The 13,786-nt window shown below is 72.6% G+C and carries 10 protein-coding genes; 2 read left to right on the top strand and 8 right to left on the bottom strand.

Annotation, left to right across the window (positions count from 1 at the left end; translation table 11 throughout):
• Positions 1-133: 133 nt before the first annotated feature.
• Complete coding sequence (locus tag IPJ59_RS13530) at positions 134-1,219, top strand: CE1 family esterase (protein ID WP_293271982.1); 1,086 nt, start codon at positions 134-136, stop codon at positions 1,217-1,219.
• 43 nt (positions 1,220-1,262) lie between these two features.
• Here the strand turns inward: IPJ59_RS13530 and IPJ59_RS13525 are convergent, their stop codons facing one another.
• The gene (locus IPJ59_RS13525) at positions 1,263-3,134 is read right to left on the bottom strand and encodes a DUF2079 domain-containing protein (RefSeq protein ID WP_293271981.1); all 1,872 of its coding nucleotides are present in this window, start codon (positions 3,132-3,134) and stop codon (positions 1,263-1,265) included.
• A 76-nt stretch (positions 3,135-3,210) separates the two neighbouring features.
• Positions 3,211-3,750 carry a DUF4405 domain-containing protein gene (locus IPJ59_RS13520; protein ID WP_293271979.1) on the bottom strand — a complete coding sequence of 180 codons (540 nt, stop codon included), beginning with the start codon at positions 3,748-3,750 and terminating at the stop codon, positions 3,211-3,213.
• A gap of 226 nt (positions 3,751-3,976) precedes the next feature.
• Between IPJ59_RS13520 and IPJ59_RS13515 the strand changes: the two genes are divergently transcribed.
• Positions 3,977-4,777: a lysophospholipid acyltransferase family protein gene (locus IPJ59_RS13515; protein WP_293271977.1), complete on the top strand. Its 801-nt coding sequence runs from the start codon at positions 3,977-3,979 to the stop codon at positions 4,775-4,777.
• Between the two features lie 143 nt (positions 4,778-4,920).
• Here IPJ59_RS13515 and IPJ59_RS13510 read toward each other — a convergent pair whose 3' ends face one another.
• The 6 genes from IPJ59_RS13510 to IPJ59_RS13485 form a co-directional block, all read right to left on the bottom strand.
• A complete protein-coding gene (locus IPJ59_RS13510) occupies positions 4,921-8,718 on the bottom strand; it encodes a WD40 repeat domain-containing serine/threonine protein kinase (RefSeq protein ID WP_293271975.1) in 3,798 nt (1,265 codons plus the stop codon).
• A 47-nt stretch (positions 8,719-8,765) separates the two neighbouring features.
• Positions 8,766-9,896: a GGDEF domain-containing protein gene (locus IPJ59_RS13505; protein ID WP_293263393.1), complete on the bottom strand. Its 1,131-nt coding sequence runs from the start codon at positions 9,894-9,896 to the stop codon at positions 8,766-8,768.
• The gene (locus IPJ59_RS13500) at positions 9,893-11,353 is read right to left on the bottom strand and encodes a class I SAM-dependent methyltransferase (RefSeq protein WP_293271973.1); all 1,461 of its coding nucleotides are present in this window, start codon (positions 11,351-11,353) and stop codon (positions 9,893-9,895) included. The genes IPJ59_RS13505 and IPJ59_RS13500 overlap by 4 nt, the downstream gene beginning before the upstream one ends.
• A 175-nt stretch (positions 11,354-11,528) precedes the next feature.
• Positions 11,529-12,167 (bottom strand): RNA polymerase sigma factor, encoded by a 639-nt coding sequence (locus tag IPJ59_RS13495; RefSeq protein ID WP_293271972.1) that lies wholly within the window; start codon positions 12,165-12,167, stop codon positions 11,529-11,531.
• Between the two features lie 11 nt (positions 12,168-12,178).
• Complete coding sequence (locus tag IPJ59_RS13490; protein ID WP_293263399.1) at positions 12,179-12,733, bottom strand: inorganic diphosphatase; 555 nt, start codon at positions 12,731-12,733, stop codon at positions 12,179-12,181.
• Between the two features lie 142 nt (positions 12,734-12,875).
• Positions 12,876-13,538 carry a hypothetical protein gene (locus tag IPJ59_RS13485; RefSeq protein WP_293271971.1) on the bottom strand — a complete coding sequence of 221 codons (663 nt, stop codon included), beginning with the start codon at positions 13,536-13,538 and terminating at the stop codon, positions 12,876-12,878.
• Between the last annotated feature and the right edge of the window lie 248 nt (positions 13,539-13,786).

The following is a 13,786-nucleotide window of genomic DNA, read 5'->3' as shown; positions in this document are numbered from 1 at the left end:
CGCGGTCGATCGGCGGCGATCGTCGCGGCGCCGTGGGTTGGCGTTTTGGGGCCGCTGCGGGCTGTTTGGGGCCAGATCGCAGTGGCGCGCGCTTGTGCTTTCATGCGGCCGCAGTGGCGGTGTAGGGTGGGCCATGGATCGCGCGATCGCCCGGCTCCGGAGTGTTGTGTTCGTGGCGCTCGGCCTCGTCGCGTGCGGGCCGAGGGACGGGGTCGGCGAGTCGGCGACGATGGGGGACGAGACCGGTGGCACGGGTGGCCCGAGCTCCGGCGCGACGGGCGAGCGGACGACGGGTGGGGCAACCGGCGCGAGTGAGGGCGAGGGCGCGACGACGGGGAGCGCCGGTGGCACGGGCAGCCCGACCTCGAGCACGGGCGGCGTGGAGCCGGGCATGTCGGCGGGATGCGGCAAGCCGCCGCTGCACGCGGCGGGCGGGGTGCAGGTCAGCATCGACGCGGGGCCGGCGGGGGATGGGACGCGGGGCTTCTTTCTGAGCCTGCCCGCCGACTACGATCCCGATCAGGCGCACCGGCTCATCCTCGGCTATCCCGGCACCGACTGGGTCGGCGAGCAGATCCAGCCGTATCTCGATCTGGAGGAGGGGGCGGCGAACGACGAGATCTTCGTCTATCCCGACCCGCTCTGGCGCGACTTTCCCGGCTGGGGCGTGCTCGGCGGGTGGGTGCTCGGGCCCAACGCTGCGCCCGCTGACGGCGATCAGGACCTCGTCTTCACCGGCGCGCTGCTCGATTACATGGAGGATAATTACTGCATCGATACTGGTCGAGTGTTCGCCACGGGTCACAGCTGGGGCGGTGACATGGCGATGGTGGTGAGCTGCTTCCTCGGCGATCGCTTCCGTGCCTCGGTGCCGGTCGCGGCGAATCGGCCGTACTGGTTCGAGGAGGCCGGCGGCGGCGTGGTCAGCTGCGCGGGTGAGACGGCGGTGTGGACGATGTTCGGCGCCGGGGACGACCATTTCACGTGGCAGGATTACCCGGGCCAATTCGGCGATGAATGTCGGGACTTCTGGCTGACGGAGCGCGGCTGTGTGGGCGTGGACGCGGCGGTCGACCTCGGGATCGCCGCGGCCGGGGAGTGCGTCGAATACACGGGGTGCGCGCAGCCGACCCGCTACTGTCGATATGACGCGGCGTTCGGGCATCAGCGGCCGGACTACTACCCGGCGGAGACGATGAAGTTCTTTCGCGGGTTTTAGCCGCCCGTGGCGGAAGTCGGCGCGACGCCGACTTGCTAGCCGCTCACGGGTCGCGGGCGAGGACGACGATGCCGTGGGCCTCGCTCTGGCGGCGCAGGCCGCTGGCCTCGAGGGCGCGGAGGCTGGCGCTGGTGCGGGGGTTTAACTCGGAGCTGAGGATGACGGCGAGGTCGACGTCGTCGCGGTCGCCGAGGCGGACCAGGCAGCGGCGGCCGGCCAGGTGGGCGCCTGGTTTGCCGGTGGCGGCGACGCAGGCGTCCGGGGGGAGGCTGGCGGCGAGCTGGGTGAGCCAGGCGTGGCGCTCGCGTTCGGCGGGGCTGAGGGTCCAGGCGATGGTGGAGAAGCCGGCGCGGAAGGCCGTGCTGGGGCCGAGGGCGCCGAAGCTCCAGTTGAAGGCGAGGGCGGCGACGACGATCGCCGCGGCGGCCTCGCGGGCGAGCGGGCGGGCGAGCCAGCGCTCGAGGCGGATCAGCCCGAGCGGGGCCGCGGCGAACACGATCGGCAGGAAGAAGCTCGTGTAGTGGAAGCCGGGGTGGGCGACCGCCTTGTTGGCGCTGAGGGCGAGGATCGCCACGCCGGGGGCGAGCAGCAGGAGGATGCGGCCGCCGAGGGCGGGCAGGAGGGCGAGCGGGGTGAGCAGGGCCAGGAGCAGGCCGAACTTGGAGGAGCGCAGGAGCTCGAACAGGAGGAACAGCGGGTCGCCGAGGATGACCGCCGAGAGGTCGCCGTAGCTGGCAGATTGCGAGAGGTTGCCGTGGAGCGATTGAGGGTAGGCGCCGAGGCCGGCGTGGGGGGCGAGGACGGTGGCGACGAGGGTGAAGTAGAGCAGGGACGCGAGCAGCAGCAGGGCGCCGCGGCGGCGCTCGCCCTCGAGGATTGTGTAGAGGCCGAGGAGGAGGGCGACGAGGGCCATCTCCTCGCGGACGAACAGCAGGGCGGCGGCGCAGGGCCACAAGATCCGCGGTCGGTCGGCGGCGAGGGCCCACAATGTCCACAGGACCAGCGGGACGCCGAGGCTCAGGTCGTGGAAGTCCCACAGGGCGTTCGAGTGGACGAAGGGGGACAGGAGATAGGCGAGGCAGAGGGCGGCGGCGAGGGGCGGGTTGCCGTGCTTGCGGGTGGTCCAGCGCCACAGCGGGATCGTGGCGGAGCACAGCCACAGCGCCTGGGCGACGATCAGGGTCTCGGCGCGCGGGACGAGCGCGTAGAGCGGGGCGAGGGCGAGCAGCAGGGGGGCGAAGTGCTCACTATTAAAAGTGCCACTATTGAAGATGCTGGTGCCGAGGAGGTCGCCGTGGATCGTGTGCCACAGGATGTTCTCGAAGATGCCGAGGTCGAAGATGTTGCTGACGAGGGCGTGGTGGCGGATGACGCCGAGATAGGCGAGCAGGCCGGCGACGGTGAGGGTGGCGAGGGCGACGAGGACCGCGAGGGGGCGGGCCGCGTTGGGGGGTGAGTTGGGAGCGAGGTCGGGAGCTGTGGCTGGGCGCCAGGCGGCGGCCGTGATGGCGGCGAGCAGGGCGAGGGCGAGGCAGGTGAGCAGGGCGGCGAAGCCGTGGCGGTTGGCGAGCTCGGGCTCGGCGAGCAGGACGAGCAGCGGGGCGCCGGCGAGGAGGGCGAGGCGGCGGTTGTAGCGGGCGGCCCGGGCGGCGAAGGGCTCGGCGTTGCGGCGGCGGGTGAGCAGGAGATAGAGGCCGAGCAGGAGCAGGAGGGAGGCGAGGCCCCAGCGGACGGCGGCGACGCGAGGCCCGGCGGCGAGGCTGTTGTCGGCGAGGGCGGCGAGCTCGGTGTGGAGCAGGGCCCACAGGGTCCAGCCGGGGGCGAAGCCGAGGACCGCGGCGGCTGGGAGCCAGCGCCAGGTGCTGGCTATCGCGTCGGCGAGGCGGTCGAGGAGCAGCTTGTGGCTAATGTTCATTCGGAACCGGAGCGTTGAGCTGCAGCCAGTCGGCGTCGGTGTGGTGATCGAGTTGGTGGAGCCGTCCACGATAGGTTCAGCGGCCCGCGGGCGGGGGCGCCGGCTCCTGGCCTGCGAATGCGATATCGAGGACCTCACGCGGCGATCGTCCGGAGGCCGCGGCGAGGTCGGCGAGCGAGGCCGAGGTCGATGTGACGGTCAGGCCTGCGGCGCCGAGGCGCTCGACGAGCGCGGCCGGGGTGGTGTCCAGGAGCGGGGCGACCTCGTCGAGCGGCGCGCGCAGGACGACGCTGGCGAGCGCCCGCGAGCCGCCGCCCTCCTTCTGGGGGGCAGTGAGGGCCGGGACGATGAAGGCCGCCGCGGTCGCCAGGACCAGCGCCGCCGCGATCCACAGCGTCGGCCGCCGCGCGTAGCTGGCGAGGGCGCGCGCGTTGCGGGTGATGTGCAGGATGGCGGCGGCGACGAAGGCGAGGCCGATCCACTCGTGCAGCTCCTTGATCAGTCGCTCACCGAGGTGGAAGAACAGCAGCACGCCGGTGGTCGCGGACACGGCGAACACCGCGGCTGCGATCGGGGTGACGGCGCGTAGGAGCTTGCGTGGGGGAGCTTCGGACATGATCTTGCGTGCTGGTGGCCGGGTCGCGAGCCTGGGAGAATAGTGAAGCTCTCGCCGCGGTGTCGAGCGGGCGATCAGCCGTCTCGAGATGAGAGTACGATCTCGCGTCGGGGAGCCTTGGCGGCCGCCGGGGCCCCGGATGCCCTGCGCGGGGCGACTCCCGGGCGCTGACGAGCCCGGGGTCCGTGTGTTAGAAGCGCGGGGACACGGCCAGCGAGGTACCGTCATGCTCCGCAAGTTCGTCAAGAAGCTCGCCGCCAAGACCGCCCAGGTGGTCTACACCGTCGGGGTATGGGGTGCGGGCTTCGCCTGGATGGGGCTCGTCTCGGTGACCTGGGCGGTGGTGCGTCTGGCGATGCCGGGCCGCAACACCCAGGACATCATCGGCGCTCCGGGCATGGCGGTGTGCTTGCGCTTCACGCTGAGCAAGGTGACGATCATCTACGACCCGGCGTTTGTCCGCGGTCGCTGCAGCGTGTTCTGCCAGAACCACGTCAACCTGATGGACGCCCACGCCGCCTGCGCGGCGATCAAGCAGCCGTTTTGCGGGCTGATGAACGCGTGGCAGTTCCACATCCCCATGTATGGGTGGATCATGTGGCTGGCGGAGGGCATCCCGGTCCGCTCGGGGGCCAACCGTTACCGGGAGGTCGCGGACGCGGCCCGCGAGCGCGCGTCGCGTGGCATCTCGATCCTCACCTACCCCGAGGCCCATCGCACGCGCGACGGCAAGGTCCAGCCGTTCAAGAAGGGCGTGTTCCTGATGGCCCGCGAGGCCGGCCTGCCGGTAGTCCCGCTGGCGACGCGCGGCATGTCCGAGCTCAACCGCAAGGGCAGCTGGATGCTCAAGCCGAGCGACATTCAGATCTACGTCGGCGCCCAGATCGAGACCGCGGGCCTCAGCGACGACGAGCTGCGCGCCGTCATCGAGCGCACCGAGCAGATCGTCCGCGACTTCAACGAGCGCGGGCTCGCCGGGGTGCTGGCGCGCGAGCCGGGACCGACGGGTCCGGCGATTGACGCCTGATTCGCGGAGCTCCGCCGGATCTCGACGGGCTCGAGGGCAGCTTCTCCGGGTGGAGCGAGCCGATATCGCTGACCGCCCGCGGGTGCAGCATGGGGGGCCCGCTGAGACGCGAACTGCTGCGATCGGGTTTGGCAGGCCGAGTGTCACGGGCACGCGGGCGCGTAGGGGCGGTCGCCGATCAGTCGGGTCCATTCGCCCTGGCTGAGGTTGCGGCCGGCGCGGGCGCAGGCGTCGGCGAGCTGGTCGGCGAGGGTGACGGGGAAGACGCGGGCGAGGCCGTCGGCGCCGGCGGTGAGGAGGTGGCGGCCGTCGGGGCTGAAGCCGCCGGTCCACAGGGTGTCGTCGCCGGCGCTGGGGGCGGTGCCGCGGTGGGCCAGAAGGAGGGAGGTATATGTATCGTTGTGGCGGCGCCACAGGCGGGCGGTGCCGTCGGAGGAGATGGTGGCGATTCGCGTGCCGTCGGGGGAGGGCGTGGCGACCCAGACGGCGTCGGCGTGGCCGGCGAGGACCTGCGCGGGGCCGCCGTCGCGGGGCCAGACGCGGGCGGTGGCGTCGGCGGAGGCGGTGAGGACGGCGTCGGCGTGGGGGTGCGCGGAGATCTGCCAGATCGCCCGCAGGTGGCCGTGGAGGAGGCGTGGCGGGGCTGGTGGGGTGAGCGGCCAGAGCCGGGCGATGGCGTCATCACCGGCGCTGAGCAGGCCGTCCGGGGTGAAGGCGAGGCTGCGGATCGGGAGGCTGTCGGGGCTGAGGATCTCGGAGGCGATCGGGGTGGTCGAAGGGACAGGTGGGGTGGTCGAAGAGACAGGTGGGGTGTTTACCTGGGTCGAAGGGACAGGTGGGGTGGTCGAAGGGACAGGTGTGGTGATTGGCGAGCCGTCCAGGTGCCAGAGGCGCAGGGCACTGTCCTCGCCGGCGCTGGCGAGGCGGGTGTTGTCTTTGGAGAAGGCGAGGGCGCGGACCGGGCCGGTGTGGCCGCGGAGGGTGGTGGTGCTCGGGCCGTCGGCGGTGAGGGTGACGAGGAAGATGGCGCCGTCCTCGGCGGCGAGGGCGAGGTGGTGGCCGTCGGAGCTCCACTGCAGGTCGGTGAGCGAGGCGCCGCGCTCTGGTTCGGGCGGGAGGGTGGCGAGCAGGGTCGGGGGATCGCTGGTCAGCGACCACAGGCGGGCGAGGCCGTCGCTGGCGGCGGTGGCGAGGTGGTGGCTGTCGGGGCTGAAGGCGGCGGTGACCGAGCTGCCCTCGCGGTGGCCGCGGAGCAGGGTGGGGCGACGGCCGTCGCGGGGCCAGATGCGGGTGGTGCCGTCCATGCTGGCGGTGACGATGCTGCGGCCGTCGGGGGCGAAGCTCGCGTGTTCGATGCCGGCGTCGTGGCCGCGGAGGACATCGGGGTCGTCGGCGAAGCGCCACATGCGGGCGCTGCCGTCGGTCGAGGCGGTGAGGATGCGGAGGCCGTCGGGGCTGAAGCGGGCGGCGACGACGCTGCTGCGGTGGCCGTGGAGGACCAGCGGCGGGCCGGGGCGGTCGAGCTGCCACAGCCACGCGGAGCCGCCGGCGGGGGTGCCGAGGAGGAGGTTGCGGTCGGGGCCGAGGCGGGCGCCGCCGAGGGCGTCGGCGTGGCCGGGGAGGGCGACGCGGGTGCTGGTGCCGTCGCGCTCCCAGATGCGGGCCGTGTCGTCCATGGCGACGGTGACGACGCGCTCGCCGTCGCGGGTGAAGGCGGCGGTGTAGACCTCGTCGCTGTGGCCGCGCAGGCGCAGCGTCGGGCCGCCGTGGAGCGGGAAGATCGCGGCGGAGTGGTCGGCGGAGGCGAGCGCGAGCTCGCGGCCGTCGGGGCTGAACTCGGCGGACCACAGGCCGTGGCCCTTGCCGGGGAGTCGGATGACGCGCGGGGGACCGCCGCGGGCGGGCCACAGGCGGGCGCTGCCGTCGGCCGAGGCGGTGAGCAGCTGGCTGGCGTCGGGGCTCCACGCGACGCGGCGCAGGGCGGCCGTGTGGCCGCGCAGGACGGTCGGCGGGGCTGCCGGGCGGAGGACCACGGCGAGGGCGCCGCTGCGGGCCAGGAGGGCGTCGCTGTGCGGGGACCACTCGAGGTCGCGGAGGTCGGGGAGGGGGCTTTGCCAGGTGGTCGGAGGGACAGGTGAGGTGGTCGGAGGGACAGGTGAGGTGGTCTCGGGGACAGGTTGGTCTGGGCTGGTCGGAGGGACAGGTGATGTGGTCGGAGGGACAGGTGAGGTGGTCGGAGGGACAGGTGATGATATTGTGGGGACAGGTGTTTTTGGACTGTCCGCGGGGACAGGTGAGGTGGCCTCGGGGACAGGTGATGAGATTGTGGGGAGGGGCCAGACCAGGGGGCCTGGGTCGGCGAGGCGGAGGGCGGCGAGCTGGCGGCTGTCGGGGCTGAAGGCGAGGGTGTGGGCGGGGCGGCCGTCGCCGGGGTGGAGGGAGATCGGGGTGTGTGGGTCGGCGGTGGCCCACAGGGTGACGCTGCCGTCGCGCTCGCCGGTGGCGAGCCAGCGGCCGTCGGGGCTGCTGGCGACCGCGTCGACGAAGCGGGCGCCGGGGCGGAGGAAGGGGGCGCTGCGGACGGCGTCGAGGGCGTCGAGGAGGGCCTGCTCGGCCTCGGCGATCGGCTCGCTGCCGGCGCGGGTGTGGAGGGCGATCGCCTCGACGGCGAGCAGGAGGCGCAGCTGGGGGTCGGTGTCGGCGTGCAGGCCGGACTGGGTGGCGAGGCGGCGGGCCTCGCTGCGGCGCTGCTCGAGCGTGCGGGCGGCGTCGCTGCGGCGGAGCTCGGCGGTCGCGGCCGCGGCCCGGGCCTGCTCCTCGGCGAGGGCGAGGGCCTGCTGGCGCTCGCTGGCGCGGAGGATTGCGAGGACGCCGAGTGCGAGGATTGTGAAGACGAGGATTGCGAGCGCGAGGCGGCGGCGCCAGCGGGTCGGGTCACGAGCGAGGGCGGCGAGCAGGGGCTCCATCGCGGGCCAGCGGGCGGCGGGGTCGGCCGCGAGGCCGCGATCGATGATGCGTTGCAGCCAGGCGGGGAGGTCGGCGGCGCGGGGCCTCGCCGGGCTGGCGCGGGCGATCGCCGCGCGCAGCTCGCTGCGGGTCTCGCCGATGAAGGGGCGGGCGCCGTGGAGGGCCTCGTGGAGGGCGGCGCAGAAGCTGAAGATGTCGCTGCGCGGGTCGGCGTCGCCGCCGTCGAGCTGCTCCGGGGCCATGTAGGCGGGCGTGCCGATCACGGCGCCGGGGGTGGTGAGGCGGGCGGCGCCGGGGCTCTGAAGATCTGTCTCTTGGGACATGTAACCTGGCTCATGGGCCATGCCCGGGGCGCGCGCGAGGCCGAAGTCGAGGACGCGCGGGCGCTGGTCGTCGTCGCCGACGAGCACGTTCTCGGGCTTGAAGTCGCGGTGGACCAGGCCGCGGGCGTGGGCGGCGGCGAGGCCTCGCCCGGCCTGCAGGTACATGCCGACGATCGCCCGCCAGTCGCGCGGGGCCTGGTCTTGCCAGGCGCGCAGGGTCTGGCCGGGGACGAACTCCATCGCCAGGTAGACCTGGCCGGCGTACTCGCCGACCTCGTAGACCTGGACGACGTTGGGGTGGGACAGGCGGGCGAGGGCCTGGGCCTCGCGGCGGCTGCGGGCGCTGGCGTCGGGGTCGTGGCGGCCGGGGTGGACCAGCTTGAGCGCGACCTTGCGGTCGAGCTGCTCGTCGAAGGCGACGTAGACCACGCCCATGCCGCCGGCGCCGAGGCGGCGGAGCACGGCGTAGCGGCCGACGCGGGCGGACTCGGCGGGGGCGCCGAACAGGCGGGACTTGAGGTCGGCGCGGGCGAGCTGCTGGGCGAGGTCGGGTGGCGGCGCGACGGCGGCAGCGAGCTCGGTGCGGGCGCTGGGGCTTGGGTCTGCGAGCTCGGTGTGGGCGCTGGCGAGGTCTGGTTCGCGGGCGGGCACGGGCGGCGATCACTGTAGCGAAAAGCGAATGGCGAGGGTTCGTTGGGCTACGACGGTGCGGCGGGCGTGGCGGGAGGGGTCCCGCGGACCACGCGGTTGCGGCCGGCGTGTTTGGCCGCGTAGAGCCCGGCGTCGGCGCGGGTGAGGGCGTCGAGCAGCTTCTCGCTGCCGAGCTCGACGCCGGCGACGCCGACGCTGATCGAGACGCGCAGCGGGCCCTCGGCGGTGTCGATGGGGCGGGAGACGATGGTGTCGCGGAGGCGTTCGGCGACGATCTCGGCGGCGCTCTCGAGGTCGGTCTCGGGGAGCACGATGGCGAATTCTTCGCCGCCGTAGCGGCCGGCGATGTCGCTCTGGCGCAGGCCGGCGAGGATGCGCTTGGCGACGGTGCTGAGCACCTCGTCGCCGACTGTGTGGCCGTGGTTGTCGTTGACGTGCTTGAAGTGGTCGATGTCGATCATGAGCACGCTGATCGCGTGCTTGTAGCGGCGGGCGCGGGCGATCTCCTCCTCGCCGAGGCGGAAGAAGTGGCGGCGGTTGTAGAGATTGGTGAGCCAGTCGATCGTCGCCATGGTCTGGACCTCGGCGAGGAGGTGGCGCTGGGCGACCTGGGCGTCGAACTCGCTGCGCTCGAGGCGGCGGCGGTGGATGTGCGAGGCGACGGTGACGACGGCGGTGCTAAACAGGAAGAACTGGTTGGAGAGCATCACCGGCAGGGATTTGGCGCTGGTGATGCCGAGCAGCAGCGGGGCCATGTAGAAGGCGTAGATGGCGAGGCTGAAGGCGATCGCCATCGGCGTGCGCCACGAGAACAGCAGGCCGACGCAGAGCACGAGCAGGTTGATGCCGGCGTAGTAGGGCGACTCGTAGCCCTCGTGCAGGAAGCACATCAGGGCGATCGACCAGGCGACGAGCAGCGAGAAGCCGAAGGCGAGCACGGTGGCGCGGCGCTCGAAGAGCTCGGGGGCGAGGTGGCGCAGCAGCAGCAGGGCGATGCCGAAGGCGGTGGGGACGGCGCGGATCCACAGCAGGGTCCACACCTGGGCGGGCATCACGACCCAGTCGAGGGCCCAGAAGGCCGGGACGAAGAACACGCCGAGCCGGGCCTCGACCAGCAGCGCCGCCGCGTTGCGCGGGGCGAGGCTGGCCTCGAAGTCGGTCACGGTCGTGGTGCTCATCGCGGCTTGCGCAGGAGGATGAAGTCGTAGGCGCTCGAGTCCTCGCGCTGGATCTCGAGGGTGGCGCCTTGGCTCGTGAGCGGCGCGGCGAGGGTGCGCAGCTCGTCGCGGTCGCGGTAGATGAGGGTCCAGTCGAGGACCAGCTCGGCGAGCCAGTAGTGCTGGTTTGGTCCGAGGGCGTTGCCGATGGCCATGACGCCGCCGGGCTGGAGGCGCTCGTAGAGGCTGGCGAGCAGGGCCTGGGCGCGGCGCTTGTTGAGGTAGTCGAACAGGCCGACGCAGTAGATGAAGTCCTGGGGTTCGCCGCGGATCGCCAGCGGGTCGCGGATCAGCTGCTCGAAGGAGAGGTAGAGGCACTGGGCCGTGCAGTCGGCCTGGCGGGCGTCGATGCCGCGGAGGACGTCGTGGTAGGCGACGCTGAGGGCCTTCTCCTCCTGGTCGATGAGGGTCCAGTGGATGCCGGCGGGTGGGGTCTCGCACTCGTCGAGGTACTCGACGACCTCGCGGGCGGGGCCGCAGCCGAGGCTCATGGCGCGCAGTGGTTCGCCCTCGTCGCGGCGGCGTGCGTGCTCGCGGGCGGTGAGTCGCTTGATCAGGTCCTTGCGGGTGCGGACCCCGGCGCTGAGGGGCTCCTCGCAGGCGAGCTTGTGGAAGACCTGGCCGAAGGCGCTGTCGCCCTCGAAGCCGTCCTTGTAGATGTGGAGCATCACCGAGAAGTCGCCGGCGTAGCCGAGCGGCTTGGTGTAGGCGCGGTGCAAGACTGGGGCGGCGATCAGGCGGGAGGTCAGCAGCGTCTCGGTGGCGGCCTTGGCGGCCGCGAGCGCGAGTCGGTCGCCGCGCAGGCTCAGGGCGGCCTCGGCGGCGGCGATGCGGAGGGCGTGCCAGCGCGGGCGGATGCTGGCGACTGCGCGGCGCGCGAGGGCCTCGCGTTCGTCGGCGGCGACGGTGTTGGCGTCGTGGAGGCGGGCCTCGTGGTAGCCGAGCGAGCGCTGGTAGAAGGCGGCGAAGTGGACGGTGGCCAGGAGGACGTCGCGGTAGGGCTTGGGGATGCGGGCGAGCAGGCGCTCGGGGCCGTCGACCAGGTCCTGCATGAGCGCCTGCTCCTCGTCGAGGCGCTGCATCTCGTGGAGGTCGAGGAAGCCGGAGAGGAGCTGGAGGCCGACGCGGCGCTGGCCGTAGATCTGCTCCTCGCGGGCGACGCGGGCGCGGCCGAGGTAGGCGCTGGTGTCGTGGACGCGGATGTCGACCTCGAGGATGTCGTCGACCTGCCAGTGCGGGCCGTCGGGGGTGGCGATGAAGGACACGCCGTTCATGGCCATGTCGTAGAGCTGGTAGCTGGCGCCGGCGATGGTGATGGTGGAGGCCTGTTCGCGCAGGAGCTCCCGCGCGAGCTGCCGCCGGGCCCGGAATGCGATGGCGTGCCCGAACCCCCCCGTGAGCTCCTCGTATGTCCTCACCGCACGACCTCCCCAAGCAAGCGGCGCACGGCGTCAGGCGTCCTCGGCCGCCGCGCGAGCGTCCACTATAGACGATCCGTTCGGCGGCTCAGGCGTCGTGGCGGTGCCTGTTCGTTTGGGCAGGCGGCGCGCATATGCACGCAACAGCTCCGCGCGGCGCGATCGAGGCTCAGTGTTACTGCCAGCCCTGTTGCCGGCGCAGCTCGACGGCCCATGCATCGAGCAATTCGGGGGTGACGGTCGGGCGCTGCGGGGCGCTGGCGAGGAGGACCGCGATGCGTTCGCGCAGGCGCTGCTTGCCGCGGGCGAGGCGACCGCGGACGGTGCCCTCGGGGAGGCCGAGCACGCCGGCGAGTTCGCTGCCCGAGAGGCCCTCGAAGTACATCAGCTCGAGCACCACCTGGTCCTCGACGGGGATCTCCCGCAGGGCCTGCACGAGGCTCTGGGCCTCGCGCTTGTGCGCGACGATCGAGCTGAGCGACGCGGGGGCGAGCTCTTGTACGCACACGGTGGCGAAGTCGAGGAGCTCGCTGTGCCGCTTGTAGCGGCCGCGGATGTACTTGCGCAGGACGTTCTGGGCGATCGAGTAGAGGTACTGGCGGACGCTGGCGTCGCCGCGGAAGCGGTCCTTGCCGCTGGTGCAGCCGAGGAAGGTCTGGCTGACGAGCTCGGCGACGTCGTCGTCGCCGCAGACCTTGTTGCGGAAGAAGCGGGTGATCGCGTCGAAGTAGCGGTCGACCAGCTGGTTGCCTGCCTCGCGGTCGCCGCCTTGCCAGGCCAGGAGGAGCTCGCCGTCGCTGCGCACCGGGGCCATCGTACGCCCGTCTAGTGGCCCTTGTGGCCGAGCTCGCCGCGGCGCAGCTGCTTGTAGAGGTCGAGCGACTCGCGGATGATGCGGAGCGCGTCGGCCTGGCCGAGCATGCCGTCGATGACGACGGCCTTCTGCTCGAGGATCTTGTAGTCCTCGAAGAAGCGTCGGACCTCGCGCATGATGTGGGCCGGCAGCTGGGCCTGGTCGGTGTAGTCGGAGAACCAGGGGTCGTGGGTGCTGACGGCGACGATCTTGTCGTCGATGCCCTTGTCGTCGCGCATGCGCATGACGCCGATCGCCCGCGCGGTGACGATGCACAGCGGGTGCACCGGGCTCTGCTGCAGCACGAGCACGTCGAGGGCGTCGCCGTCGTCGCAGAAGGTGCGCGGGATGAAGCCGTAGTTGGCGGGGTAGTGCACCGCGCTGAATAGGACGCGGTCGAGGCGGAGGAAGCCGGTCTCCTTGTCGACCTCGTACTTGTTCTTGCTGCCCTGCGGGACCTCGATGACGGCCGGGAAGCCGTGCTCGATCACTTGCTCGTCGACGTAGATGTCGTGCCAGGGGTGCATGCGAGGGCCACGCTCGGGCACCGGCGCGGCGCTGTCAAGCTGCGGCCGGGCCTGTCCCGAAGGACAGGCTCTGCCGGGGCTGCGACTCGGGGGCCAACTCGGGGGCCAACTCGGGGGCCAACTCTGCGGCCAACTCGGGGGCCTACTCGGCCGCAGCGGCGGCCTCGTCGAGCGCGGCGTGCAGCTCGGCGAGGACCCGCGAGGGGCGCGGGCGCAGCGGTGCGGCGACGCGGGTCTCGTGGCCGGTGCGGCGACGGGCGGCGCGGTGGGCTGCGGGCTCGCCGTCCCGCGCGGCCCCGGGGGCTTGTGGGCGGGCCAGGGTGGTGCGCAGGGGCGGCTCCTCGGGGCGACCGGCGGCGGGCGCGTGGGCGAGGGGCTGCTCATCGGGGGTGGTGGGTCGGCCTCGGACGGTGGGGCGTGCGGGGCCGGGTTTGTGCTTGCGGCGGGGCCCTGGTGACGGACGGCTCGGGTCGAGCAGCTCGGGCGTCGGCGAGGCGCTGGCTTGGTCTGCCACTTGGTCTGCCACCTGGTCTGCCAGTGCCTGTTCGCTGAGGGCTTTGCGGACCGAGACGGCAGGGCCGACGTGGCGGTCCGCGGTGAGCGCGGTGGTGCGAGCGCGCGGGAAGCCGAGCATGCCGGGCGCGCCGGTGGGGGTGCGAACGCCGGGGCGGGCGACGGTGGGCGCGAGCGAGCGCAGCGAGCTGCGCGCGGTGGTGCCCACGACGCGCGGCGTCGGGGCGGTGTGGCCGATGATCTTCGGCGGGGTGCGACGGGGTCTCTTCGGGGTCGAGGGGGGGGGGGTCATCACTCGGGCTCCCAAGGTTGAGCATGCGTGCGGTCATTTCCGCGAGCGCAACGATGCCCGGAGTTTATGCAGCCGCTCCGCGTGGCGATACAGCGAAGGTGATGCGAAGGCAGCGTCACAGCGAGGCAGGGCTTGCGACGAAAGCGAGCCCGTGGCGTGCGGGGATGGCGATCTGGAGAAGTCGCGCGTGGGCCCGAACGGGGGCGAATGGTCGCTGTTCTCGATCTGTGGATAAGTCCGGCGGACGA

Origin of the sequence: Nannocystis sp., assembly GCF_016714285.1 — a bacterium.
Classification (GTDB): domain Bacteria; phylum Myxococcota_A; class Polyangia; order Nannocystales; family Nannocystaceae; genus Nannocystis.
Note: the sequence above shows the minus strand (reverse complement) of the source record. Positions and strands in the feature narration are given on the sequence as shown.